We start from the raw sequence: 26,344 nt of genomic DNA, 5'->3' as shown, positions 1-26,344 counted from the left end.
TGTAAACCAAACCGCTGGCGCGAACCAAGGCGCTTGCGCCCCTCATCGAGTCAGCACGCCAACCATCCGGTCGGAGTTGCGCGGAAAAACCGAGTAACTCGGGCGAGTGGAGGACCAAACGGTCGGAGATGCGCGGAAAAACCGAGTAACTCGGGCAAGTGGAGCCGAACCGGGCGGAGTTGCGAGGTCAAATCAAGTAACTCCGGTAGGCAGGCGTGGCGGTTGGAGCCTGAAAGAAGGACTGGCGAGCCGCTGTAAGCCGAATTATTCGGGTTGGAGCCTGAAAGACGGGTTGGTCAGCCGCTGTAACCCGAATTATTCGGGTTGCAGCTTGAAATAGGGGCTGCCGAGCCGCTGTAAGCCGATTTATTCGGGTTGGAGCCTGAAAGACGAGCCTGCGAGCAGCTATAACCCGATTTTCCCAGGGGTTCAGCCCGTTATAGAGGCTTTAGAGCGTTGCGGAGAATGCGCGATCGCCGAAATCCTCGAGGGCATGGAGATCGGAGCGACTCTCTGCGAAGCGGACGTGGCTCGTGGAGAAGCGGCAACGGTTCCAGCACCGCTGTCCGCTTCCGGGCGAAAAAAAACGGCCTATAGGCCGTCTTTTCAAAGGATCGTCTGTCCGCTCGCCATCAAGATCAAGGAGCTGCTGTATCCGTCGCTGCGGCTTGGATCAGCTGCAAGGAGTTGTCGAGCTTTTGCGTGTCGGCGCGGATGGTGGCGATGAACGTGTTGCCGGCAAGGCCCATGCTTTTGATCAGCGGGCTGTCGGAGACGTCGACCCCGAACCATTGCTCCGTCGACGGATCGTCCGTCGTCACGGTGCGCACGGCGCGGCTGTCGTCTGCATCGAGGCCGAGCTTGGCGGCGTGAGGGGCGAGATCGACCAGGGCGCCGTCTCGCGCCAGCTTCTCGAAGTTCAGCTTGTCCAAAATATAGACGTCGTCCTTGTTCGAGATGAGGTCGATGAGGCTTTTTTGGACCATGGCCATATCCTGACTCGACTGCGGCTCTTCCGGGACGAAGGTCAGATGCACGATCGCCCGCTTCCAATCGGGGAACCGCTTCACGATCTGCTCCTCGGCCGTCTTCAGGTCGACGCCGCCGCCGATCGGGCTGCTGCCGTCCGCGCCGATGAACTGGCCGAAAAACGAGACGGCGATCGCGGCCGGAGGCAGCTTGGCCAGCTCGGCCTCCTCGCGCTTCTTGTCCTGATAGGCGTTGATGCCGTAGACGACGGCGGCGATGAGCACGATCGCTCCGAGCAGATGGAATTTATAATAGCTGAAGAAATGGTCGATCTTCTGCATCGCGGGAGCCATGCCTTTATATTTGCCGTAGGCCTGCTCGTTGTACGCTTCGGTCGATTCCGCGCGATCCCGCTCCTGGATGGTCCGGTAGGCGGCGTTGATCCGCTCCAGCTCGACCTGGCCCTCCTGCAGCTGCGCTCCCGACCTGCTGCTGCGCGCGCGGCGGAGCAGCAGGTCGTACCGCTTCTCCACGTCTTCCTTCGCGGCGCCTGGCTCCAGCCCGAGCTCCGCATACGCCTGCTTGATCTTTTCGTTGTCCATGCCTCACCCTCACTGTCCGCTTGTAGATATCCTCTTTAGTATATCGCCCGCGAAGAAGCGTTTCCACTATCGATGCGGAAGCTCGGCCGTCAAGAGCGGTCCTAATCCCGGCCGCGCGCTCATATGCTGCTAACGGAACGAAAAAAAGCCGCCTGCAGGCGGCGCGGCGGCGATTAGAGCCAATCTTCTCCCCAGTCCTGAATGGACTCGATGACCGGCTTCAGATGCCGTCCCTTTTCGGTCAGCTCATATTCAATGCGAACCGGCATCTCCGGATACACGTTGCGGGTAACGATCTGGCTCGTCTCGAGCTCCTTCATCCGGTCGGTCAGCATCTTGTCGCTCATCTCCGGAATCTGCTCCTTGATTTCCTTGAACCGCTTCGGTCCTCCAAGCAGCACGCGGATGATCAGGCCCGTCCATTTCTTGCCGAGCAGCTCGATCGCCGCCTCATACTTGGGACACATCGTGGAGTAGTCCATTCGCATCACTCCTTCTGTTGCCGCTATTGTATCACATTGACTAAGGAAATGTAAGTGACTGCGGTCCACTAAATAAAGAAAATATATTTACTTGACTTTAGTTAGTTATGGGGATAAGATAAGTCCATCGCAAGACCAGAACCGATAAAGGAGAGGGTTGGAATGTTGGATACGGGGTTGCTCATCTTGAGGATTGTCGTCGGCTTGCTGTTCATCGGCCACGGCGCGCAGAAGCTGTTCGGCTGGTTCGGAGGCTATGGCATCAAAGGCACGGCCGGCTGGCTGGAGTCGCTCGGAGCCAAGCCGGGAGCGCTGATGGCCGTGCTGGCCGGAGGAGCGGAGCTGCTGGGCGGCCTGCTGCTCGCGCTCGGCCTGTGGGTATGGGTGGCGGCCGCGCTCATCGTCTTGACGATGCTCGTAGCGATCGTGAAAGTGCACGGAGCGAACGGCATCTGGTCGACAGCGAACGGCTACGAGTACAATCTCGTGCTGATCGCGGCCGCGCTCGCGATCGGCTTCACCGGAGCCGGCGCTTATTCCATCGACGCGCTTCTATAATAGCCGGATCATACGCACAGAACGTCCCTTCGTCAGGATGCCGACGAGGGGATGTTTTTTTTCGTTGATGCCGTCAGGAGGGGCGGCCGGACGGCAGGCGATGCGGCGCATTCGGGCTCGTCCCGGGGATGGAAATGAGAGGAGCTGCGCAACTTTTGCGGCCAAGATTCGTCTTTTGAGTAAGATGCTCGGCAAAAAGAGATGAGATGGCGGCAAGCATTCGTTATAATGAGTGGAACGGATCCACCAGAGAGGAGGAGACTCCATGCCGGATGATTGGGGATTTTTCGAACGCTTGACGGAGTCCAAGGAGCAGATGAGGATCCTCGTCAATTGCGCCTGGAAAAAAGAGACGCCTCCCTCCGGTCTGAACCGGCTGCTCTCCATCACGATCAACCTGTACTCGGTGCGCAGCCGCCAAAAGAAGAAGGCGGCCATGATCGCCGAGCTGGAGAAGCTGGAGCAGCGCCTGGAAGAGGCCGTTCTGGCGGGCGGGGAAGCTTTTTATGCCGGACGGATCAATACGCCGAAGAGGCTGGAGTATTACTACTACATCGCGGAGGACGCCGGGCTGGAGCCGCTGGAGAACATGATCCGCGGGCATCAGGACTACCGGCTGCAATATTATGCGAAGCCGGATCCGCAGTGGGAATTTTACCGCTTCATGCTGCCGGATGCGCTGGAGGAGCTGTTCATCCATAACGCGCAGATGGTGTATGCGCTGCTGAACCGCGGGGACGACATCCGCCAGCCGCGCAACGTCTATCACTGGCTGCTGTTTCGGGATTCGGACGACCGCAAGCTGATGCGCATGAAGCTCGAAGGGATGGGCTATCGCATCGAGGAGGGGAAAAGCGGGGAGCCGGAGCCCGATTATCCGTATCCGCTCGTCATCAGCCGATTCGAGGACGTCCGTCTGGAGACGGTGAACGGCCGCGTCGACGAGCTGTACCGCGTCCTCGGCGGAGGCGGCGGCAAGTACGACGGCTGGGGCTCGGTGATGAAGCAGCCGGCTCTGTACCGGCTGCGCCAATGGGCCAAGAAGCGGCTCGGCATCCAGCGGCTGTCGGGCCGGACCAAGGGCTGAGCCGGACGGCTACAGCCGGATGACGATCAGCCCTGCCATGAGGCAGGCGAAGGCGAGCCATTGCAGCCTTGTCAGCCGTTCCCGGTACAGCAGGATGGAGCCGGCGGCGACGACAAGGCTGTTTGTCGCGAAGATCGGTGCGGCAAGATTGGCGGGGCCAGTCTCGAGCGCCCAAGCGTACAGCTGCAGCCCGCCATAGGAGAACAGTCCGGCGAGCAGGCCGAAGCGCAGGCCGATGCCGAACGGCGATGCGGCCGCGGACGGCTTCTTTGGAGCGGACAAGGGAGAGGCGCCGACCGTTTCCGCGGCCGGCCGGCGGGGCCGCTCCCGCCAAGCGGCGGCGGCGAACCAGGCCAGCGACAGCAGATAGCCGCTGAACAAGACGGCCGAGGAGGGCAGGCCGGCTTCGCCGGTCACCTTGAGGCCCCCGTTGCGGAACGTGAACAGCAGCACGGCGGCGCCGGTGTAGATGTACCAGAGGCGGCTGGAGAGGCGGAGCTTCTCCGCAGGACGGATGGCGATCAGCACGGCGGACGCCAGCAGTAGCGCGATGCCGGCCGCTTCGGCCAGGCCGAGCGTCTCGCCGTACAGCCCGACCGACAGCGCCACGACGAGGACGATGTTGAGGTTCGTGAGCGGAGAGGTGATGCTCGCCGGACCGTGCTCCAGCGCCTTCATGAACACCGCGTTGCCCCACGCCGAACCGGCGCCGACGATGCCGCCGGCGAGCCACAGCCGCCCGTCGCCGAGCGCGCTCCAGCCGCCGTCCATCAGGCACTGCGCGGCAAAGCCGGCCGTGCCCGTCGCGTACAGCCCGAGCAGCAGCGCCGTCCGTCCGCCTTCCTTCATTTGGGACACCTTCATCCACCAGCCGGCGAGGCCGAAGACGAGCGCGCTGCCGATCGCGGTCAGCAGCCAAGGCATGTCAGCGGGCATGAGGCGGCGTCTCCTTCCCGCGGCTCGTCCGGCGGACGGGGTAGTCATGCATTTTGTTACACAAATGAAATATTCCTGTCACCGTTTTATTACAAGGAGCGGTTATGATAGTTGCATGACCCCCTTTTAATAAATATTTCTTGGGACCTTCCTTCGGGAAGGTCCACTTTTTTTTGTCCGGCCGCCGGCCTCAGAGAGGCACGCGCACCTGCTGCTTTTGCCGATAGAAGACCCACTCCCGGTAACCGATCTCCTTGAGCTTGGCCCGCACTTCCTCTATCTCGTCGCCGACGCGCGACGGCACATGGGAATCGGAGCCGAAGCTGACCTGCACGCCGTAGAACAGCGCGCGCTCGAGGATCGCATCGGACGGATACCAGCCGCCGACCGTCTTGGTCTTGCCGGAGGTGTTGATCTCGATGGCGGCGCCGCTGCCGGAGATGGCCTGCAGCGCCAGGTCGATGCTCTCGGAGGCCGGGATGTCGGAGAAGGCCGGGTAATAGCCCTTCATCGCGTCGATGTGGCCGAGCACCTGGAACATGCCGCTGACGGCCGACTGGCGGATGAGCTCGTAGTATTCCCGTTTTTGCTCGATCTGCACGAGGTCGGACAGCCCTTTCCAGCGGGTGCGGTTGAAGATGCTCTTGCCCCCCGACAGATGCACCGACCCGATCAGGTAGTCGAACGGATACGGCTCGTAGGCGCGGCGATACGTCTCGGCATGCTCGGGGAAGAAGTCCGATTCCATGCCGAGCAGCACCTCGATGCGTCCCTCGTACTTGGCCTTGAGCGCCAGCACCTCCTCGACATAGCCCGGCAGCGAGCTGCGGGCCATCGCGATGCCCGGCTGAGGATGATCCTCCTCGCTGCCGAAATACGGCGAGTGGTCCGAGATGCCGATGACGGACAGTCCGGCGTCGATGGCGGCGCGGATATAGTCCTCGATGCAGCCCTCGGCGTGTCCGCATCGCGCATGGTGGGTATGCAGGTCGAATTTCATGGGAACTCCTCCTATTCGCTGCTGATGAACTGCGCCTCGGGCATGCCCTTGAGGTCGCTCAGGAACTGCTGCATCGCCGAATTCAAATAGCGGCCCGACTTGTAGACGACGCCGACCGGATGGCTCACCTCAAGCTCGCTCACCTTGATCATGCGCAGCGTGCCGAGCCGCAGCTCGCTTGCGATCGACTGCTTGGAGACGACGGCGGCGCCGAGGTTGATCTCCGCCATCCGCTTGACCTCCTCGCTGCTCGACAGCTCCATGACGATGTTGGGCACGATGCCGTGCTCGGCGAAGACGCGGTCGACGAAGCGGCGGCCGAGCGTATCCGGCGAGAGCATGATGAGCGGCACGTCCCGCAGCTTGTCGAGCGAGGCATGCTTGAGCGAGGCGAGCGGATGGCTCGGAGAGACGACGAGCTCGAACGTGTCGTAGTACAGCGTCGCCGTCCGCACATGGGGATGATGCTCCATCAGATAGGTCAGGCCGAGATCGACGCTGCCGTTCTCGACGCTCGAGAGCACCTGCGCCGAGGGCATCGTATGGATCGTCGTCTTGATGAGCGGGAACTGGTTCTGAAAATAGGAGAGCACGCGCGGCAGGATCTGGATGGCGATCGAGCTTGTCGTGCCCAGCACGATATGGCCCTGAGGCGTATGGTTCAGGTCGGAAAGCTTCTGCTTGAGCTCCTCGACGATGTCGAGGATGCGCGTCGCGTGGTCAAGGAACACTTGGCCGCGATCGGTAAGCGTGACCGGCTGATTGCGGTCGACGAGCACCGTCTTGAACTCCTCCTCCAGGCTCTTGATCTGGGCGGAGACGGCGGGCTGGGTCAGGTTGAGCAGCTCGCCGGCCTTGCGGAAGCTCATCGTTTTGGAAATGGTAAGAAGCGTTTCCAGCTGGCTGATATTCAGGGGCAGGCTCCTCTCTCGCCTCCGGCAGGGATAGGATTCGATCATCCCCGGTCGATAAGACTTTTTTATCACTCTGCTATTTAGTATAGCCAAGCCGAGGGCGGGTAGTAAAGCGAGCGGGCCTTTACGCAAAAGCAACGAGGAAGCGGCCGTCAAGGGGGCAGGAATCGGCCGGAGGGCGGCGAAGCTCTAAACCGATGGACGGCGAGCCGTCCGGAGGAAACGGGGGAGTTAGGGATGGATCGAAAAGCGATCCGAGGCTGGATCTGGTACGACTGGGCGAATTCAGCCTTTGCGACGACGATGCTGGCGGCCGTCATGCCGGTCTACTACGAGGGAGTGGCCGCGAAAGGCTTGGCGGAGGGCGCCGCTCAGTCGTACTGGGCGAATACGCAGAGCATCGCGATGCTGCTCGTCGCCGTGCTGGCGCCGCTCGCCGGCGCGGCGGCCGACCTGTCGCGCTCCAAGCTGCGGTTCCTCATCGCCTTCACGGTGCTGGGCGCCGCATCCAGCTCGCTGATGGCGCTGGCCGGGGAGGGCGACTGGCTGCTCGCCTCGTGCCTGCTCGTGCTCGGCATCGTCGGCTTCTCGACCGGCAATACGTTCTACGACGCGCTGCTGCGCGACGGCGTGCCGGAGGAGCAGCGCCATGCGGTGAGCGCCAAGGGCTACGCATACGGGTATGCCGGAGGCGGCGCGCTGCTGGCGATCAACCTCGTCATGATCCTGCAGTGGGAGGCGCTCGGCTTCCCGAGCAAGACGACCGCGACGCAAGTCGTCTTCGCGACGGTCGGCCTCTGGTGGCTGCTGTTCTCGCTGCCGCTGTTCACCCGCTGGAAGGAGCGGCCGGCGGCCGCGGCGAAAGCGGGCGGGCCGACCGTGCTGCAGGCGGCGGGAGCCTCGTTCGGCCGCATCGCCCAGTCGCTGCGCAGCCTGCGGCGCTATCCCGAGCTGCTCAAGTACATGGCGGCGTTCTGGCTGTTCAACGACGGCATCAGCACGGTCATCGTCATGGCGACGATCTACGGCGCGGGCATCGGCATCGACTCCGACGACCTCATCCTCGCGCTGCTCGTGACGCAGTTCGTCGGCCTGCCCGCGACGCTCGCGTTCGGACGGCTCGTCGGCCGCTTCGGCGCCAAGCGCATGCTGAGCGCGTCGCTGCTCATCTATCTCGGCATCGTCATCCTCGGCTACTTCATGACGACGTCGCTTCATTTCTTCGTGCTCGCGACGCTTGTCGGACTCGTCCAAGGCGGCAGCCAGGCGGCCGCACGCTCGCTGTACGCGCGGCTCGTGCCGGCGGACCGCTCCGGCGAATGGTTCGGCTTCCTGGCGCTCAGCAGCAAGTTCACGTCGGTGCTCGGGCCGCTCGTATTCTCGCTCAGCGCGACGCTGACCGGCTCGAGCCGAGCCGCGATCCTGTCGGTCGCCGCCTTTTTCGTATTCGGCTGGCTGCTGCTCCAGCGCGTCGACTTCCGGCGCGGCGCGGAGCAGGCCGCTGTCGGCAGCGGCGACGGCCCGGGGAGCGGATTGCCGCCGGCGGGCCTGTCCTCCTGACGTCAGGAGCGAGCCTTTGCGGCGCAGCTGCAGCATGGACGCAGCAAACCCCCTTGTCGGTTCGGCCGCGGGCCGGCAGGCAAGGGGGTTTTTCGGGTTCGGGCTCCGGCTCCGGCCGATCCGGCGCGGCGGGGATCACAACCAATCCTTTTTGCGGAAAAGGAACAGCATGCCGCCGCCGAGCATCAGCATGAAGCCGAGCAGGAGGTAGAAGCCGTAGTAGAAGTTCTGGCCGGGCAGATGGGCGAAGTTCATCCCGTAGATGCCGGTGATGAACGTCAGCGGCATGAAGATCGTCGTCAGCGCGGTGAACACGCGCATGATCTCGTTCGCCCGGTTGGACAGGCTCGACTGGTACGCCTCGCGCAAGTTGGCCATGAGGTCGCGGTACGTGTCGAACGTCTCGGTGATCTTGACGGCGTTCTCGTAGATGTCGCTGAAGTACTTCTGCAGCTGGTCGTCGATCAGGCGCAGATCCTTCTTGTTGAGCGTGGCGATGACGTCGCGCTGCGGCCCGAGCACCTTCTTGAGCCACAGGATCTCGCTGCGCAGGCCGATGATCTCGTTCAGATGGGACTTCTTGGTATGCATCAGGATGTCTTCCTCGAGCCGCTCGATGCGCACCTCGATCCGATCGCCGACGAGGAAATAATTGTCGACGACGATGTCGACGAGATGGTACAGGAAGCGGTCGGGCCGGCTGACCTCCTGCTCCCACAGGATCGGCTTGAGCGAGCGCAGCTCGTTGATCTTCTGCTTGGTGACGGTGATGATGAAGTGCCGTCCGAGGAAGATGTTCAGCGCGCGGAGGAAGATCTCCTCGTCGTCGAAGCGGATGCTGTTGATGACAATGAAATAATGCCCTTCGTGCAGCTCGATCTTAGGGCGCTGCTCCTCCTCGCTGAGGCAGTCCTCCACCGCCAGGTCATGCAGGCCGAACAGCGGCTGCAGATAGGCGAGATCCTCGACGTCGGCGTCGATCCAGTAAAAGCCCTCCAGCGGAGGGGCGAGCGTCGTTTCCAGCTCGTCTACAGGCGTGAATACGCCGTTGTTGACCATTCGAATCTTCATGGCCGTTCAATCTCCTCTCGTGCGCGAAGACGGACGAGAGCCGGCCGGGCATCCGGGCCGCGGCGCGCCGAAGCGGCCGTGCATCCGCGCGAGCGGTGGACGGCACGGCGGCAACGGGCGGCGGCGAAGGGAGGTCATCCGCCATGCGAGGCGGGGTCCGGCTGGTCGTCTTCGCGATGCTTGCTTGCGGGTGCTGCTGTCGGGACGGGCTTCGGCCTATCGCCTTCCATGGCGTTTCACTCCTTTGCTACCGGTTGAAAGTCTTGTCTAGTATACTCTTCCGGCCGACCACACTCAAGAAGGAAAAACAGGCTGCGCGGCGGGCGCGGCCGGGGCCGGCTGGCGGCGCTCGCAGAGCCGGCTGCGGGGCGCAGACGCGCCGGCGGGGAGCGCGCCGAGGGCAGCGAGCGCGCAGGTCGGCAAGCGCGCCGAGGGCGCGGGTCGCGCCATGTCCGCTCGAGCGGACATGGCGGCATTTCAGCGGCGCCAGTCGGGCCATGGCCCATCTTATTCGACTGCCGGGAAAAGGTGCGGCCAGGCCGAGCAGGGCCTGGATGCATCGCTCGGCGTCATAAAAGGTCGACTCATCGGTTTAGCGCAGGACGAGCCGTCAGCTTTCCGGACCACGCCTCCGAGGCTGGCTTTGCCCGCACGCCGCCGGCTGAAAATGGCAGCAGAGCGCAAAAACCCTCGATACGCAGAATCGGCTCTGCCATCGAGGGTCTTTGCGCGCTTAGGAGCGGCCTGTCTCATCTATTCCTTCCTGGATGCGGCGCTCCGCGATCCAGGCCGGGCTGCGCTGCCTTATCGGCTCTGCGGCACCAGCTGCAGCAACCGCCACAGCGCGACCGCAGCCTCGGCGCGCGTCGCGGGCTTGGCCGGCAGCAGCCTGCCCTCGGCGTCTCCGCCGAGAATGCCGGCAGCAGCCAGCGCCTGGACCGAGCTGCGCGCATACGCCGCGATATTCTCCCGATCCCGGAACTCGGCCGCAGCGGCTGTCGGCGACGCGGAGCTCCCTGCCGCGTCGAGCCGCTGCCGCGCGCGTTCGAGCAGGACGGCCATGTCCTGCCGCCGGATCGGAGCGGCCGGATCGAAGCGGCCGTCGCCGGTTCCGGCCGCGAGGCCCGCGCTGGCCGCGGCGCTCACCTCGGCGGCGTACCAGGCTCCGGCCGGAACGTCGGCGAACGTCGAGGCGCCCGGCTCCGCCGCCGGCAGCCGCAGCGCGCGGACGAGCAGCGCTGCGAATTCGGCTCTCGTCATCGGCCGCTGCGGCTCGAAGCGGCCGCCCGGCACTCCTTGCACGAGACCGAGGCGGGCCAGCCCGCTCGCGGCCGCTGCGGCCCAATGCGTTTCCTTCAAGTCGATGAAGGAAGGCGAAGGCGAGGCGCTCGGAGCTGCCGAGGCGGTCGGAGCCGCGCTGGCCGACGGGGCCGGCGTCGGGGCTGGCGTCGGCTGCGGAGCCGAAGTTGGCGACGGAACGCCGCCCGTTCCCGGAGATGCCGTTGGTCCCGCGCTCGGCTGCGGATCCGGGCTCACGCTCGGGCTCGGCTCCGCGCTCGGCTGCGGGTCCGGGCTCGTGCCCGGCAGCGGCTCGATCTCGCCGGACGGCTCGCCGACGACGATGCCGAGGCCGTTCGTCGCCATGTAGACGCGGCCGTACACGCGCGGATCGCCGGTGATCGCCCGGTTGGCGGCGCCGAACTGATGGGCGTCGTCGTTGATGCGGATCCAGCTCGCGCCGCCGTCGTCGGAGCGGTAGACGCCCCATTGGCCGCCCTGCTTGGCGTAGCTGTACAGAGCCGGCTCGTCCTGTCCCGGAGCGGCTTTGCCGAAGCCGATCGTGACCGCTTCCTCGATGCCGTCCAGACGCTCGAACGTCGCGCCGGCATCGGTCGAGCGGTACAGCCCGAACGCGTCGTCCGGATTTTTGTTGTCCCGGCCGCCGGCGATCCACACCTCGCCCGCCCGGCCGGGCACGGCCTTGAGCTTGCTCGTGATCTTGCGCGGCAGCCCTTCCGCGCCGGTCGCGGCGAACGTCGCTCCGCCGTCCTCGCTCGCATACAGCACGCCGTCCGCGAAGCCGTAGAAGCGGTCGGGATCGACGCGGTCGGAGGCGACGATCGCGCCTGCCGGGATGCCGGCCGCTGCGGTCCACGTCGCGCCGTCGTCCGTCGAACGATAGACGGCTTGTCCTTCCGCTCCCCAGACGATCGAGCCGCCGTCGGCCGCCATCGCGACGAAGCCGCCGTTCACGGACGCGCCGCTGCCCCATGGATTGGCGCCGGGCTGCCAGGTGACGCCGTTGTCATGCGAGACGCCGATGCCGACATCGCTGCCGGAGACGTTGCCGACGCGCACGACATCGTTCGGATCCAGCTCGGCATAGTCGATGTCGGTGCTCGAGCCGATGTACGGATTCGTGATCATCTCCGGCGCGCGGCCCAGATCGGCATGGCGGAAGCCTCCGATGTCGCCCATCGCGCTCAGCAGCGGCGCGCCTGACGGCGGGCTGACGAGGCCGAGCACGGCCGTCTCCTCGATGCCTTCGGCCTTGACGGAGATGCGCACCTTCTCGTACACGTCGCCGCCGACCGTGACCGGACGGTCCATCGCGGTCGCGTTGTCCGAGCCGTACATCGTCGCTCCGGTTCCGTAGAGGAAGGAGTCGGAGTCGAACGGATCGATCTTGAGATCGCCGATCATCCAGCCGAGCTTCGGCGACGTCTCCGGCAGCGGATCGGTCTTGCGGCCCCAGTCGAGCCATGGCGACAGCGAGTAGTCCAGCTCGTACTTGTTGACGCGCTCGGGATAGCTGCCGAACGTCCAGAACGGCGTCCAGCTGCGGCCGCCGTCGAGGCTGCGGTAGATCTGCTCGTCCGGCCACCACTTGTTCAGCGTAGCGGCCATCACGATGTCGGGGTTCTGCGCGTCGACCGCGAGCCCGCCGTACGGGCTGGAGGTGGAGCCGGGCCCTTCCGGACTGATGTCGGTCCAGTCGCCGCTCTTCGTATCGAGCGCCCAAAGCGAGCCTTCGCCGCCGTTGTAGGGGCCGATGTCCTTGGCATAGCTGACGTAGAGGCGGCCGTCGCGCGAAAGCACCCCGCGGTTCGGCAGGAAGCCCTGCTCCGGCTGGCCCGGAACCGGCTGCCACGTCTCGCCGGCATCCGTCGAGCGGTAGATCGGGCTTGTCCGCTCGGCCGTTCCGGCGTAGAGCGTCGGCGTCGGGCTGCCCGGCTGTCCGGAGGACTTGTCGAAGACGACCCAGGCGATGCCGAGCGGATCCTTCATGTAGTCGTCGGCGACTTGGCCGACCGCGGTGAGCGACGCGACGCGCGCCCAGGTCGCGCCGGCGTCGGAGCTTTTCCAGAGGCCGTTGCCGCTGCGCGCGCCGAAAAACAGCACCCGACCGTCGTTCGGATCGACGGCGAGCCGCTCGCCCATGTTGCGGCCCGGCATGTTGCCGCCGAGCTTGAACGGAAGCTCCGTCCGCTGCCACGTCTCGCCGCGGTCGCTCGAGCGGTACATGAAGCCGTTCATGTCCGTCCAGTCGTTCGTATACGTGCCGAGGGCGGCGTAGACGCGGTCGGCATCGGACGGATCGGCCGCGATGCTCTCGACGCCGAGCAGGTTCCATTCCTCCATGCCGACGCCTTCGAGCAGCTGCTTCCACTTGCCCCCGGTCGAGGCGTCGCGGCGGTAGGCGCCGCCCATGTCGGTGCGCGCATACGCGAGCCCCGCCTCCGCCTCGCTGTAGACGATGCCGGGGATGTATCCTCCTCCGACGACCGCGGCGCGGCTCCACGCGTACGGCTGCTGACGCACGGCAGGCTCCGCGCCTTCCGCCGAGGCTGCCGCCGCGGACGCAGGCGGGACGGCCAGCGGTGCGAGCAGGCAGGCGGCCAGGGCGGCAGCGCTCCATTTCTTGAACATCCGATCAGCTCCTTCTTTTCGTCGGCTTCAGCAAGCGGGACTAGGAGAGGAACGAGTCCAAGCCCGCTTTCTGAAAGCGATTTCATCAATCCCTCCTAGTATAAGCGGGAGGTTCGGGACAACCTACCGGCTGAATTGGAGAAATTATCCGTTCACGATCGGACATTTGCGCGGCGGAGAAGGAAAAGACAAACAGGACGAAGCGGAGTCCGTCTCCGTTTCGTCCTGTCTGGATGGGATGAGCATGAGGGGCGATGCGCGCTCGGCGCGATGCGCCTGGCGCGGAGTAAGCGGCCTGCAGCCGCTCGCGGTCAGTGAGCCGACTCCTCCCTGTCGTTGGACAGGCGGGTCACCTCGAACAGCTTGAACAGCAGGCTGAACACGATGGCGGCGACCGTGGCGAGGCCCATGCCCGACAGCGTGAAGTCGCCGATGACGATCTTCGCGCCGCTCAGGCCGGCTACGAGCACGATCGTCGTCAGGTAAAGGTTGGTCGGGCGGCTGTAGTCGATCTTGGACTCGACGAGCATGCGCAGTCCCGAGGCGGCGATGACGCCGAACAGCAGCAGCGATACGCCGCCCATGACCGGCTCCGGAATGTAGGCGATGAGCGCCGAGAACTTGCCGAGGAAGCTGAGCAGGATCGCGAAGACGGCCGCCCCGCCGATGACGTACGTCGAGTAGACGCGGGTAATCGCCAGCACGCCGATGTTCTCGCCGTACGTCGTGTTCGGCGTCGCGCCGACGAAGCCGGACAGGATCGTGCTGATGCCGTTGCCGAGCATCGAGCGGTGCAGGCCGGGATCCTTGGACAGATCCTTGCCGACGATGTTGCCGGTGACGACCAGATGGCCGACATGCTCGGCGATGACGACGAATGCCGCCGGCACGATGACGATCATCGCGCTCAGGTGGAACTCCGGCGTCATGAACACCGGCAGCTTCAGCCAAGCCGCGTCTACGACGGCCTCGCCTGCCGGTCCCGTCATTCCCATCGCCCAGGCGAGCATGTAGCCGCCGACGATGCCGACCAGGATCGGGATGATTTTCAGGAATCCGCGGAACAGCACCGAGCCTAGCACGGTCAGCAGCAGCGTGGCGATCGACAGCAGGATGGCATCCGTATTCGGCGTCCATTCGCTGCCTGGCTCCCGATTGATCCAGCCGGCCATGCCGGCGGCGACCGGAATCAGCTCGAGGCCGATGACGGCGATGATCGCGCCCATCGCGGCGGGCGGGAAGATGACGTGGATCCAGCCGGTGCCGGCGAGCTGCACGATGATCGCGACAATCGTGAAGACGACGCCGGCGGCGATGAAGCCGCCGAGCGCGGCCGCGTAGCCGCCCCCCGATGCCTGGGTGCCGATGACGGTCAGAGCCGGCACGATGAACGCGAAGCTCGAGCCGAGATACGCGGGAATCTTGCCTTTGGTGATGAAGATGTACAGCAGCGTGCCGATGCCGTTCATGAGCAGGCAGATGGCCGGATCGACGCCGAGGATGTTCGGCACGAGCACGGTCGAGCCGAACATCGCGAACAGATGCTGCAGGCTCAGCAGCAGGCCGAGCCCGGTTGCCGGCCGCTCCAGCACCCCGATTTCTTTTTTCATTTGACTAAGACGCCCCTTCGACTAGCGGATGGTCGGAACGATGCGGATCGGCTAGGCTTGCCTCCGGCCGCATGCACAAACGGTTTCATTCTACAGGGATCGACGCGGTTTGACAATGATTATTCCCTGCTCGCTCTTGTTTCCTGCAAACGATTCTTGACGGAGGACGGCGCAACCCTTATTGTAGAGGGGAGCAGCAACCTGACCACGAACTGAATACGTAACTTTCTTATCAAGAGTAGGCGGAGGGACCAGCCCGATGAAGCCCGGCAACCGGCGTTGACACGCACGGTGCTAATTCTTGCGGACATGAAGCGCATGTCTGAGAGATGAGAGAGGTGCATGTGTTTCCATACACGACCCCTCTCTGTCAGGATAGGGGTCTTTTTTTGCGCCCTTATCCGTGACGGTATTCGGTACGGCCGATTCGCTAGCCGAGAAGGAGTGACCATCATGCCAATCAAAGTGCCCGATTTTCTGCCGGCCAAGGAAGTGCTGGCGGAGGAAAATATTTTCGTCATGGACGAGAGCATCGCCTACCAGCAGGACATCCGCCCGCTGCGGATCGCGATCCTGAACCTGATGCCGACCAAGGAGACGACCGAGACGCAGCTGCTGCGCCTGATCGGCAACACGCCGCTGCAGGTGGAGGTCGTGCTGCTGCATCCGCAGTCCCACACGTCCAAAAATACGAGCTCCCAGCATCTGCAGTCGTTCTACAAGACGTTCTCCGAGGTGGCCCATCTGTACTTCGACGGGCTCATCATCACCGGCGCCCCGGTCGAGCATCTGCCGTTCGAGCAGGTCACCTACTGGGAGGAGCTCAAGGACATCATGGACTGGAGCCGCAGCCACGTCACCTCGACGTTCCATATCTGCTGGGCGGCGCAGGCGGGACTGTACCACCACTACGGAGTGGAAAAATACGACCTCGACCAGAAGATCTTCGGCGTCTACCCGCACACGATCAGCAAGCGCAACGTCAGCCTGCTGCGCGGCTTCGACGAGCTGTTCTTCGTGCCGCAGTCGCGGCATACGGACGTGCGCCGCGAGGACATCGAGCGCATCGGCGATCTCGAGATCCTGTCCGAGTCGCCGGATGCCGGCGTCTACCTCGTCGCCTCGCGGGACGGACGGCAGATCTTCGTCACCGGCCATTCCGAATATGATCCGGAGACGCTCAAGTACGAGTACGACCGCGACATCGCCAAAGGCATGGCCATCGCGCTGCCGGCCAACTACTACCCGGGCGACGATCCGTCCCGGCAGCCGCTGTCGACCTGGAGAGCCCATGCCAACCTGCTCTACAGCAACTGGCTCAACTATTACGTGTACCAGCAGACGCCGTTCGAGCTTGGCGCGCATATCTGATTCGCAAAGGAGACCTTGAAGCCCATGAAGATTGAAAGCCGCCTTGCCCAGATCGGATCCATCCAAGAGCCCGTCACCGGTGCCGTCAGCTTCCCGGTATATCAGGCGACGGCGTTCCGCCATCCCCGCCTCGGCGAAAGCACGGGCTTCGACTACGCCCGCACGAAAAGCCCGACCCGCGCCGTCCTCGAGGAAGCGGCGGCGGAGCTCGAATCGGGCGACGCCGCCTTCGCCTGCAGCTCCGGCATGGCCGCGCTGCAGACGATTTTCGCGCTGTTCAGCCAAGGCGACCATCTGATCGTCTCGCTCGATCTGTACGGGGGCACGTACCGGCTGCTCGAGCGCATCATGTCCCGTTTCGGCGTCACGACCTCCTACGTCGACACGAACGACATCGAGGCGATGGACAAGCTGCTGCAGCCGAATACAAAGGCGGTCCTCATCGAGACGCCGACGAATCCGCTCATGATGATTACGGACGTCGAGGCCGTCTGTACATGGGCCAAGGCCAAGGGCATCCTGACGATCGTGGACAACACGCTGCTGACGCCGTTTTTCCAGCGCCCGCTCGAGCTCGGCGCCGACATCGTCATCCATAGCGCGACCAAATATCTCGGCGGCCACAACGACGTGCTCGCCGGCCTCATCGTCACCAAGGGCAAGGAGCTGTCCGCCGAGATGGCGGTGCTGCACAACTCGATCGGCGCCGTCCTCGGTCCGCAGGACAGCTGGCTGCTCATGCGCGGGATGAAGACGCTCGCGCTGCGCATGGAGCGCCATCAGTACAATGCGACCCGCCTGGCCGAGTACCTCCAGGGGCATGACGCGATCGCGGAGGTGTTCTACCCGGCGCTCCCCGAGCATCCGGGCCATGACGTGCAGAACCGCCAGTCGTCCGGCAACACGGGCATTTTCTCCTTCAAAGTGAAGGACGCGCGCTACGTCGAGCCGATTCTGCGGCATATCCGGCTGATCGCCTTCGCCGAAAGCCTCGGCGGCGTCGAGTCGCTCATGACGTATCCGGCCGTGCAGACGCATGCCGACATTCCCGAGGAGATCCGCCGCGCCGTCGGCGTCGACGACCGGCTGCTGCGCTTCTCCGTCGGCATCGAGCATGCCGACGACCTGATCGCCGATCTCGGCCAGGCGCTGGAGGCGGCGCGCCGGGAGATCGCCGGCGAGGTGACGGCATGAGCGGCCGCGTACCGGGGCAGGACGACGCGCGCGGACCTCACAAGGCGCCCTCCGAGCGCCGCTTCGCCACGAAGCTGCTGCATTTCGGCGGAGAGATCGACGCGGTCACCGGCGCCTCCAGCGTGCCGATCAACCAGGCGTCGACGTTCCACCATCATGACATCTACGCCCCGCCGGCGTTCGACTACAGCCGCTCCGGCAACCCGACGCGCGCGGCGGTCGAGAGCGCGATCGCGCTGCTCGAGGGCGGCACGCGCGGCTTCGCCTTCGCCTCCGGCATGGCGGCGATCTCGAGCGCGCTGCTGCTGCTGTCGGCGGGCGACCACATCATCGTCACCGAGGACGTCTACGGCGGCACGTACCGGCTGCTGACGACGATCCTGACGCGCATGAACATCGAGACGACGTTCGTCGACATGACCGACCTGGGTGCGGTCCGGGCGGCGCTGAAGCCGAACACGGCCGCCGTCTTCATGGAGACGCCGTCCAATCCGACGCTCAAGATCACCGATGTCGCCGCCGTCGCCGCCTGGGCCAAGCAGCATGGCCTGCTGACGATGGTCGACAACACGTTCATGACGCCCTATCATCAGCGTCCGCTCGAGCTCGGCGTCGACATCGTGCTGCATAGCGCGACCAAGTTCCTCGGCGGCCACAGCGACGTGCTGGCGGGGCTGGCGGTGACGAAGGACGAGGCTCTCGGCAAAAGGCTGTACGCGCTGCAGAACGGCCTCGGCTCCGTGCTCGCCCCGCAGGAAGGCTGGCTGCTCATGCGCGGCATGAAGACGCTGCAGGCGCGCATGGACCAGAGCGAGCGCAGCGCGAGACGGCTCGCCGAGTGGCTCGCCGCGCGCCGCGACATCGTCCGCGTCTACTATCCGGGCTTGCCGGAGCATCCCGGCCGCGACGTGCATGAGCGCCAGTCGCTCGGCTACGGGGCCGTCGTCTCGTTCGACGTCGGCAGCGGCGAGCGGGCCAAGCGCGTGCTGAGCCGCGTCCAGCTGCCGCTCGTCGCGGTCAGCCTTGGCGCCGTCGAGAGCATCCTCTCCTACCCGGCGATGATGTCGCATGCCGCGATGCCGCCGGAGGTCCGCGCCGAGCGCGGCATCGGCGACGGACTGCTGCGCTATTCCGTCGGGCTGGAGCATATCGACGACCTGCTGGAGGATCTGGAGCAGGCGCTTGACGAGAACTGACGGTTTTCAGATGTGACTTTTTTCCTAGCAGTCCCGTCGGCTCGTCCGGCCGGGCTGCTTTTTGCATCGTGGACACAAGCCGAGCTCGGATGCAACACCGCGCGCGGCTTGAATGGAGCGGCTGCGGCGGGCGGAAGCTCCGCTTGCTCCTCCGTGCTCGCTCTACGTCACGGGATTGCAACGTGACGAGGGATGCCGTTCATGTTACGATAGGCTGTGAAAATAGGAACGTAGTGAATCATGACAGCGGCGGCGCCGCCGGGCGATCGGGCCCGGTCGCCGCCTCGCGATAGAAGGAGGCCGCAAGGATGCAACAAGTGGACCGCGTGCTGGACAAGGCGCTGCAGGGCGAGCGGATCAGCCTCGAGGACTGCATCGTCCTTCTGGAGTCGGACGAGATTGAAAAAATGGGACGGGCCGCGGACGAGATCATGAGGCGGCGCCATCCCGAGCCGATCGTCACCTTCAACATCGGCCGGAACATCAACTACACCAACGTATGCGACGTGTACTGCCGCTTCTGCGCGTTCTACCGTCCGCCGGGCTCCAAGGAAGGCTATGTGCTGCCGGACGAGACGATCCTGCAGAAGATCCAGGAGACGGTGGATGTCGGCGGCGACGAGATCCTGATGCAGGGCGGGGTCAACCCGGACCTGCCGTTCGAGTATTACCTCAATATCCTGCGCAAGATCAAGGACCGGTTCCCGGGCATCACGATGCACAGCTTCTCCCCGGCGGAGATCCAAAAGATGAAGGTGCTCTCCGGCCTGTCGCTCGACGAGACGCTGCGCGAGCTGCATGAGGCGGGTCTCGACTCGCTGCCGGGCGGCGGCGGCGAGATCCTCGACGACCGGACGCGCCGCAAGATCAGCCGGCTCAAGGGCTCCTGGACGGACTGGATGGACACGATGAAGGCCGCCTGGCGCAACGGCATGAACACGACCGCCACGATGGTGTACGGCTTCGGCGAGTCGATGGAGGAGCGGGCGCTGCATATGCTGCGCGTGCGCGAGGCGCAGGACGAGTGCAAGGAGCTCGGCTATCCTTCGCCCGGCTTCCTGGCGTTCATCACCTGGCCGTTCCAGCCGGACAACACGAACCTCAAGCGCGAGAAGTCCAAGCCGGAGGAATACCTCAAGATGGTCGCGATCAACCGGATCATGCTGGACAACATCCCGAACATGCAGGCGAGCTGGGTGACGATGGGGCCGGAGATCGGCAAGCAGTCGCTGTCTTACGGCGTCAACGACTTCGGCAGCACGATGCTGGAGGAGAATGTCGTCTCCGCCGCCGGCACGACGCATAAGGTCAACATCGAGCTGATCCTGCAGTATATCCGCGAGGCCGGCAAGATTCCCGCGCAGCGCAACACGCGGTATGACATTCTTCGCGTCTTCCACGAGGGCGAGCATGCCGAGCGCGATTTTGTGATGCAGAACTGAAGCTGGACGTAGTGGAGGAGCCTTTTCCCGATTCCGGGAAAGGGCTTTTTTGTCGTTGGACAAGAAGCCCGCTGCGCGAACCGAGCCACTCCCGGTGGACAAGCAGTCCGCTGCGCGATCCGAGCCACTCCCGGTGGACAAGCAGTCCGCTGCGCGAGCCGGGCCACTCCGTTGGACAAGAAGTCCGCTGCGCGACCCGAGCCACTCCCGGTGGACAAGAAGGCCGCTGCGCGACCCGAGCCACTCCCGGTGGACAAGAAGTCGGCTGCGAGAGCCGGGCCTTTCTCGGCAGGCAGCCGACAGCATACTAAGGACAAGAAGCCCGCTGCGCGATCCGAGCCACTCCGGTGGACAAGAAGCCCGCTGCGCGATCCGAGCCACTCCGGTGGACAAGAAGTCCGCTGCGCGAACCGAGCCTTTCTCCGATTCCACTGGAAGCCGGATGCCCGGATTGCCTGACCTCCCATGCGGAGGCCATCCGTCTTCCAAGAGGACCGCTGCCGCTTCTCCGAAAGGCATCGGCTCGCTTCGCTTGCCTTGTCCCAGCCCGCTGCTCCCCCTTTTTATTTGGGGGAGGGGTCGTCTCCCGCTTACCTGGGAGACGGCGGCGCTTATCGCAGCCGGCACGATTCGGCTGCCGCAGATCAGCCAGCAAGCCGCATGCGGCTTGCCGCCTCTCCCCCCTCGACTCGGGCGTATAAACCAAATCGCTGGCGCGAACCAAGGCGCTTGCGTGCCCCCCTCGTAGAGCCGGCACGCCAACTATCCTTTTGGAGATGCGCGGAAAAACCGAGTAACTCGGTCAAGTAGAGGGGCAAACGGAGGGAGTTACGCGGAAAAACCGAGTAACTCGGGCAAGCAGGGGCCAAACGGTCGGAGTTGCGCGGAAAAACCGAGTAACTCGGGCAAGCAGGGACCAAACGGTCGGAGATGCGCGGAAAAACCGAGTAACTCGTGCATTGGGAGGGCCAAACAGTCGGAGTTACGCGGAAGAACCGAGTAACTCGGGCAAGCGGAGGCCGACCCGGTGAGAGTTGCATGGAAAAACCGAATAACTCGGGCAAGTAGAGGGGCAGCAGAGGCGTTTCGAGAAAACACGGAACGAGTCCAAAGAAGCTGCAATGCAATTGGAACAAGGCAATGCAAACCGAATACCAAGCGCGAAGCATGAGTTTGAACTAGGCAGAGCTTGCGAGCAGCTGTAACCCGATTAATTCGGGTTGGAGGCTGAAAGACGAGCTTGCGAGCAGCTGTAACCCGATTAATTCGGGTTGGAGGCTGAAAGACGAGCTTGCGAGCAGCTGTAACCCGATTAATTCGGGTTGGAGCCTAAGAGACGGGCTTGTGAGCCGCTGTAACCCGATTAATTCGGGTTGGAGCACGAAAGACGGCATTAGCACTTAACCGATCGGATCGTGATGGGGCTAGCGGTAATGAGCGAGGGCACCGAGCCTATCGTTGAAACCAAAGAGCGAAGCGGACGGGGGCTCGTGGAGAAGCGGCAGCGGTTCCCTTGGAGGCCGGATTCCTTCCGTTTCGGAAGAATAGAATCAAAGGAATCTGGGCTCCAGGGAGATCGGAACGAGTTCCCGCTCCGCGAAGCGGATGCAGGTTTCACTTGCTCCGCGAAGCGGGTCCAGGTTTCACTTGCTCCGCAAAGCGGGTCCAGGTTTCAGCCGCTCCGCATCGCCGATGCCGGTTCAACACGTCAGCCACCCGCTCCGCATCGCGGATGCCGGCTTCACCCGCCCCGCGAAGCGGACAAAAAAACAGCCCCTTCCCGCAGGAAAGGGCTGTCATAATACTCACTGCCACGCGAAGCGGGACTTCGACCCGGGGTCGGGCTCCGCTGCGGCGGTGACGATGCGATTTTTGCCCGTGGACTTGGCGGCGTAAAGCGCCTGATCCGTGCGCACGAAAAATCGCTCCTTGCCCTCGCCGAGGTAATCGGCGAAGCCGATGCTCACCGTGATCTTGCGCGAGCCGAGCTCCTCGTACGAGGCCGCCTCGATGTTATGGCGGATCGTCTCGAGGAGCTGCAGCGACTTGTCGGCGCTTTTGTCCGTGAAGATGAGCGCCAGCTCCTCGCCGCCGTAACGGGCGACGAAGTCGTTCATGCCGGCCTGGGAGCGGACGAGATCGGCGACCTGCTTGAGCACGGAGTCGCCGGCGCGATGGCCGAACTGGTCGTTGACGGACTTGAAGTTGTCGATATCGATGAGGGCAAGCTGCAGCGGCATCGAGGTCGTATCGTGATGCTCGATCAGCTTGTCCAGGTATTCGTGGAACGTAATATGGTTGTACAGCTCGGTCAGCGCATCGGTCTTGGCCAGCTTGTCCATCAGGATGTTCTTGACGAGCAGCTCCTGGTTGGACTTGGCGGCGTGGATGTAGTAGCTGCGCATCTCCTTGCCTCGGGAGATGACGCCCCAGGCGATGAGGCAGAACGCTCCCAGCATCGCGGTCAGCGACAGGATGCCGACGACGGAGATGTCCAGGCTCCGGTTGAAGAAGTACAGGCTGTACAGCGTCGTCAGCGACATGACGACGGCGGCGATGAGCTTGCGCGAAGAGAAGTAGAAGATCGAGACGAGCACGGGCAGGAACAGCGCCGGAATGATGTAGCCGATCTCGATATTGATGTCGACGATGATGAAGGTCAGCAGCGAGGAAGCCGCCAGCAGCGCATAGTCGCGCAGCCGCTCCTCGAGAAAGCGCAGGCAGAGCTCCGTCAGCACGAGCACGCTCAGATGGAGTGACGTCGGCAGCAGCATGTAGCGCCGCAGAAAAACATCCGGAGCAAGCGGAGTGATGAAGATCAGAAACAGGCCTTCCAATATGACCATCAAGACGAGCAGGCACCAGAAGCCGTTCATCAGCATCCGGTTCCAACGCGCCCGGGTGAAGTCGAGCAATTGATCATCCAAGGTTAGGTTCACTCCAGCTAGAAAGCTAATGATGCACGCACGTTAACCAATATACCATGAATATGGATTCAATCCAATCCTCCTCTAAATAGATATTTCATGATTAACCACCATTTTCCTACATCTATAGGGCTTGGAGCCGACGCCTTCCGAGCCGCATATCCGACCGCGCTCAGCCATATACTAGCGGAAGGAAGGGAGGCGGATGGCGATGGAACTGCTTGTCGTGGAGCTCATCGATAAAGGAGAGGACGGCGGAGCCGCGCTGCTGGACCGTCTGAACGCGCTCGCCGCCTCGGTCGCGAGCCAAAACGGAGCCGCCTCGGAGGAGCCTCTCTGGAGCTGGCGGCTGTCGGAGGAGGGCTGCCGGCTGAGCTGCATGGCGAATCTGCCCCGCTTCCGGCTCGGCGAGCATGGAGCGCTGCTGTACGACGGCGCGGCCAGCGTCCTGTCCGACTATATCGTCGATCGGCATGAGGGCGATCTGATCCGCCACATCATCCGCAAGAACTACCGCTATTCGCGGGAGGAGGAGCTTGCGGTCGAGCGCTGCTGCGGCCTCGTGCTGTCCGGCGAGCAGTGGAGCCCCGGAGAGGACGGTCCTTCGCCGACAGCCGGACGCAGCCAGCGGAGCGGCCGGATCGCCGCCGAGCTGAGGGCCTACATCGAGGAGAACTCGAGCCTGCATCTGCAGGGCTACGTGACGTTCCGCCTGCACGGCTATTGGCAGGAGCTGCGGGAGGCGGCGGAGTACGCGGTCGAAGAATACGTGATGGATAAGCAGTATCAAGAATTCATCTCGCTGCTCAAGTATTATGTAGCCTCGCAGCCGAGCCGCCGCGGCCTCGTGCATGTGCTGCATGAGCCCGAGCGCGGCATCCGGCTGCTCGACGAGCGCTGCGAGCCGCTCGACATGCGGTCGGAGGAAAAGGCGCTGTCCGAGCTCGTGGACGCGGAGCTGAACATGGAGGACATGGTGCTCAGCAGCCTGATCGCCGCCTCGCCGGCTTCGATCCGGATCCATACGTCTGATCCGGAGCATCAGGTCGTGCGCACGATCCGGTCGATCTTCGACAGCCGGATCGGCATCTGCGAGGGCTGTCCCGACTGCGCCGGACAGCGCAGGGAAGGATTGGGCGGCGGGGAGCCTTGACGGGCTCGCCTGATCGTCGCTATAATGGCATCACAAAGCCGTGACGAAGACACGCGGCATCCGACAGCCCTTTTTCAGAGACGGGAGCCTTGGCTGCAAGCCCCCGATGCGAGCGCGGATGGCGTACCCCTTCGAAGCTGCAGGATGGAACCCGGTCCCCCGGCAGTATATCCTGACGACTCGTCCCCGTTACCGGACATCAGGAGAACGCTCCTTTTTCGGCCGGCGCGGCCGAGGGACGTTGAATGAGGGTGGAACCACGGGTCTGAACCGACAGCACTCGTCCCTTTGCGGGACGCAGTGCTTTTTTGCGTCCTGACACACTTCTATTTCACGGAGGCGAATGGACATGGCAGTAGAAATCAAGCTCCCCGACGGAGCGGCGCGCTCGTACGAGGCGGGAGCGACCATCGAGGACGTAGCCGGCTCGATCAGCTCCGGCCTGCGCAAAAACGCGGTCGCCGGCAAGCTGGACGGCAAAGTCGTCGACCTGAACACGCCCGTGACCGAAGGCGCGGTCGTCGAAATCGTCACGCTCGACTCGGCCGACGGCCTCGAGGTGTACCGGCACAGCACGGCCCATCTGATGGCGCAGGCGATCAAGCGCATCTACGGCGACAAGACGGTGAAGCTCGGCATCGGGCCGGTCATCGAGGACGGCTTCTATTATGACATCGACATGGAACAGTCGCTTACGCCGGAGGATCTGGAGAAGATCGAGAAGGAAATGGAGCGCATCATCAAGGAGGACGTGCCGATCCGCCGCCGCGAGGTAAGCCGCGAGGAAGCGGTCCGCCTCTTCGCCGAGCTGGAGGACCCGCTCAAGCTGGAGCTGATCCGCGACCTGCCGGAGTCGGCCGTCATCTCGATCTACGACCAGGGCGAGTTCTTCGACCTGTGCCGCGGACCGCATCTGCCGAGCACGGGCCGCATCAAGGCGTTCAAGCTGCTCAGCGTGGCGGGCGCCTACTGGCGCGGCGACTCCAAGAACAAGATGCTGCAGCGCATCTATGGCACGGCATTCCCGAAAAAGGCTCAGCTCGACGAGCATCTGCATCTGCTCGAGGAAGCGAAAAAGCGCGACCACCGCAAGCTCGGCCGCGAGCTGAAAATGTTCACCTTCTCCAAGGAGGTCGGCCAGGGCCTGCCGATCTGGCTGCCGAACGGCGCGCGCGTGCGCCGCACGCTCGAGCGCTACATCGTCGACCTGGAGGAGCGTCTCGGCTACCAGCATGTGTACACGCCGGTGCTCGCCAACGTCGAGCTGTACAAGACGAGCGGACACTGGGAGCACTACAGCGAGGACATGTTCCCGAAAATGGTCATGGACAACGAGGAGCTCGTCCTGCGCCCGATGAACTGCCCGCACCATATGATGGTGTTCAAGAGCGACATGCGCAGCTACCGCGATCTGCCGATCCGCGTCGCCGAGCTCGGCACGATGCACCGCTACGAGATGTCCGGAGCGCTTACCGGCCTCCATCGCGTGCGGGCGATGACGCTCAACGACGCGCATATCTTCTGCCGTCCCGATCAGATCAAGGAGGAGTTCGCGCGCGTCGTGAACCTGATCCAGCAGGTGTACGAGGACTTCGGCATCAAGGAGTACCGCTTCCGCCTGTCGTACCGCGATCCGAAGGATACGGAGAAATACTTCCAGAACGACGAGATGTGGGAGATGAGCCAGCGCATGCTGCGCGAGGTCGTCGAGGAGCTGGGACTGCCGTTCTTCGAGGCGGAGGGCGAGGCGGCGTTCTACGGGCCTAAGCTCGACGTGCAGATCAAGACGGCGCTCGGCAAGGAAGAGACGCTCTCCACCGCCCAGCTCGACTTCCTGCTGCCGGAGCGGTTCGAGCTTGAGTACGTCGGCGAGGACGGCAAGAAGCATCGTCCGGTCGTCATCCACCGCGGCATCATCAGCACGATGGAGCGCATGACGGCGTTCCTGCTCGAGAACTTCGCCGGCGCGCTGCCGCTCTGGCTGAGCCCGCAGCAGGCGCGCGTCATCCCGGTGTCCCAGGCGTACGAGAGCTATGCCCGCAGCGTCGAGGAGCAGCTGCTCGCCGCCGGCGTGCGCGCCGAGAGCGACCTGCGCAACGAGAAGCTCGGCTACAAGATCCGCGAGGCGCAGCTGGAGAAAATTCCGTACATGCTCATCGTCGGCGAGAACGAAGCCGGAGCCGGCACCGTCTCGGTGCGCAAGCGCGGCGAGGGCGACCTCGGCGCCCGTCCGGTCGCTGAGCTGGCGGCTCAGCTGGCGGAGGAGATCCGCAGCAAAGCCGTGCAATAGGATCACGTCTACAGGTATCATCAACACCGTATGGATCGTGATCAACGACCCG

Annotated in this window: 18 protein-coding genes and 1 riboswitch; of the genes, 9 read left to right on the top strand and 9 right to left on the bottom strand. The window is 63.9% G+C overall.

What is annotated here, in order from left to right:
* Nucleotides 1-638: 638 nt before the first annotated feature.
* Together H582_RS0115530 and H582_RS0115525 are read right to left on the bottom strand one after the other, a co-directional pair.
* Nucleotides 639-1,571, bottom strand: a complete 933-nt coding sequence (locus tag H582_RS0115530) for a hypothetical protein (protein WP_028599262.1) — start codon at nt 1,569-1,571, stop codon at nt 639-641.
* A 173-nt stretch (nt 1,572-1,744) separates the two neighbouring features.
* Nucleotides 1,745-2,053 (bottom strand): winged helix-turn-helix transcriptional regulator, encoded by a 309-nt coding sequence (locus tag H582_RS0115525; RefSeq protein ID WP_028599261.1) that lies wholly within the window; start codon nt 2,051-2,053, stop codon nt 1,745-1,747.
* Between the two features lie 162 nt (nt 2,054-2,215).
* Here H582_RS0115525 and H582_RS0115520 point away from each other — a divergent pair, with 162 nt between their 5' ends.
* Entirely contained in the window at nt 2,216-2,611 is a 396-nt protein-coding gene (locus H582_RS0115520) for a DoxX family protein (protein WP_028599260.1), read from the top strand.
* Nucleotides 2,612-2,876: 265 nt separating this feature from the next.
* The gene (locus H582_RS0115515; RefSeq protein WP_028599259.1) at nt 2,877-3,698 is read left to right on the top strand and encodes a DUF695 domain-containing protein; all 822 of its coding nucleotides are present in this window, start codon (nt 2,877-2,879) and stop codon (nt 3,696-3,698) included.
* A 9-nt stretch (nt 3,699-3,707) separates the two neighbouring features.
* Here H582_RS0115515 and H582_RS0115510 read toward each other — a convergent pair whose 3' ends face one another.
* The 3 genes from H582_RS0115510 to H582_RS0115500 form a co-directional block, all read right to left on the bottom strand.
* Nucleotides 3,708-4,634 (bottom strand): EamA family transporter, encoded by a 927-nt coding sequence (locus tag H582_RS0115510; RefSeq protein ID WP_228551649.1) that lies wholly within the window; start codon nt 4,632-4,634, stop codon nt 3,708-3,710.
* Nucleotides 4,635-4,824: 190 nt separating this feature from the next.
* Complete coding sequence (locus H582_RS0115505; RefSeq protein ID WP_028599257.1) at nt 4,825-5,634, bottom strand: histidinol-phosphatase; 810 nt, start codon at nt 5,632-5,634, stop codon at nt 4,825-4,827.
* 11 nt (nt 5,635-5,645) lie between these two features.
* Complete coding sequence (locus tag H582_RS0115500) at nt 5,646-6,548, bottom strand: LysR family transcriptional regulator (protein ID WP_028599256.1); 903 nt, start codon at nt 6,546-6,548, stop codon at nt 5,646-5,648.
* Between the two features lie 237 nt (nt 6,549-6,785).
* Here H582_RS0115500 and H582_RS0115495 point away from each other — a divergent pair, with 237 nt between their 5' ends.
* Nucleotides 6,786-8,108, top strand: a complete 1,323-nt coding sequence (locus tag H582_RS0115495) for an MFS transporter (RefSeq protein WP_028599255.1) — start codon at nt 6,786-6,788, stop codon at nt 8,106-8,108.
* Between the two features lie 135 nt (nt 8,109-8,243).
* On the opposite strand, the gene corA is transcribed toward H582_RS0115495, so the two are convergent.
* The 3 genes from corA to uraA all read right to left on the bottom strand — a co-directional run bounded on the left by corA (nt 8,244) and on the right by uraA (nt 14,719).
* Nucleotides 8,244-9,179 carry a magnesium/cobalt transporter CorA gene (gene corA, locus H582_RS0115490; protein ID WP_028599254.1) on the bottom strand — a complete coding sequence of 312 codons (936 nt, stop codon included), beginning with the start codon at nt 9,177-9,179 and terminating at the stop codon, nt 8,244-8,246.
* Between the two features lie 804 nt (nt 9,180-9,983).
* A complete protein-coding gene (locus H582_RS27900) occupies nt 9,984-13,109 on the bottom strand; it encodes an S-layer homology domain-containing protein (RefSeq protein ID WP_052333320.1) in 3,126 nt (1,041 codons plus the stop codon).
* A gap of 311 nt (nt 13,110-13,420) precedes the next feature.
* Nucleotides 13,421-14,719, bottom strand: coding sequence for a uracil permease (uraA, locus tag H582_RS0115480; protein ID WP_028599253.1), 1,299 nt, complete (start codon nt 14,717-14,719; stop codon nt 13,421-13,423).
* Nucleotides 14,720-14,945: 226 nt separating this feature from the next.
* Nucleotides 14,946-15,055, top strand: a riboswitch (SAM riboswitch).
* Between the two features lie 117 nt (nt 15,056-15,172).
* On the opposite strand from uraA, the gene metA reads away from it, so the two are divergent.
* From metA to mqnC, 4 genes are all read left to right on the top strand, one after another.
* A complete protein-coding gene (gene metA, locus H582_RS0115475; protein WP_028599252.1) occupies nt 15,173-16,090 on the top strand; it encodes a homoserine O-acetyltransferase MetA in 918 nt (305 codons plus the stop codon).
* Nucleotides 16,091-16,114: 24 nt separating this feature from the next.
* On the top strand, nt 16,115-17,284 hold the full coding sequence (locus H582_RS0115470) for an aminotransferase class I/II-fold pyridoxal phosphate-dependent enzyme (protein ID WP_028599251.1): 1,170 nt from the start codon (nt 16,115-16,117) through the stop codon (nt 17,282-17,284).
* Entirely contained in the window at nt 17,281-18,480 is a 1,200-nt protein-coding gene (locus H582_RS27895) for a trans-sulfuration enzyme family protein (protein ID WP_043111415.1), read from the top strand. The genes H582_RS0115470 and H582_RS27895 overlap by 4 nt, the downstream gene beginning before the upstream one ends.
* Before the next feature lie 308 nt (nt 18,481-18,788).
* Nucleotides 18,789-19,922, top strand: coding sequence for a cyclic dehypoxanthinyl futalosine synthase (gene mqnC, locus H582_RS0115460; protein ID WP_028599250.1), 1,134 nt, complete (start codon nt 18,789-18,791; stop codon nt 19,920-19,922).
* A gap of 1,805 nt (nt 19,923-21,727) precedes the next feature.
* Here mqnC and H582_RS27890 read toward each other — a convergent pair.
* Complete coding sequence (locus tag H582_RS27890; RefSeq protein ID WP_043111414.1) at nt 21,728-22,849, bottom strand: GGDEF domain-containing protein; 1,122 nt, start codon at nt 22,847-22,849, stop codon at nt 21,728-21,730.
* A 205-nt stretch (nt 22,850-23,054) separates the two neighbouring features.
* On the opposite strand from H582_RS27890, the gene ytxC reads away from it, so the two are divergent.
* The gene (gene ytxC, locus H582_RS30215; RefSeq protein WP_052333319.1) at nt 23,055-24,002 is read left to right on the top strand and encodes a putative sporulation protein YtxC; all 948 of its coding nucleotides are present in this window, start codon (nt 23,055-23,057) and stop codon (nt 24,000-24,002) included.
* A gap of 349 nt (nt 24,003-24,351) precedes the next feature.
* Nucleotides 24,352-26,292 (top strand): threonine--tRNA ligase, encoded by a 1,941-nt coding sequence (gene thrS / locus H582_RS0115445; RefSeq protein WP_028599249.1) that lies wholly within the window; start codon nt 24,352-24,354, stop codon nt 26,290-26,292.
* Nucleotides 26,293-26,344: the final 52 nt, after the last annotated feature.

Source organism: Paenibacillus pasadenensis DSM 19293, from assembly GCF_000422485.1.
In the GTDB taxonomy this organism is placed as follows: domain Bacteria; phylum Bacillota; class Bacilli; order Paenibacillales; family Paenibacillaceae; genus Paenibacillus_O; species Paenibacillus_O pasadenensis.
Note: the sequence above shows the minus strand (reverse complement) of the source record. Positions and strands in the feature narration are given on the sequence as shown.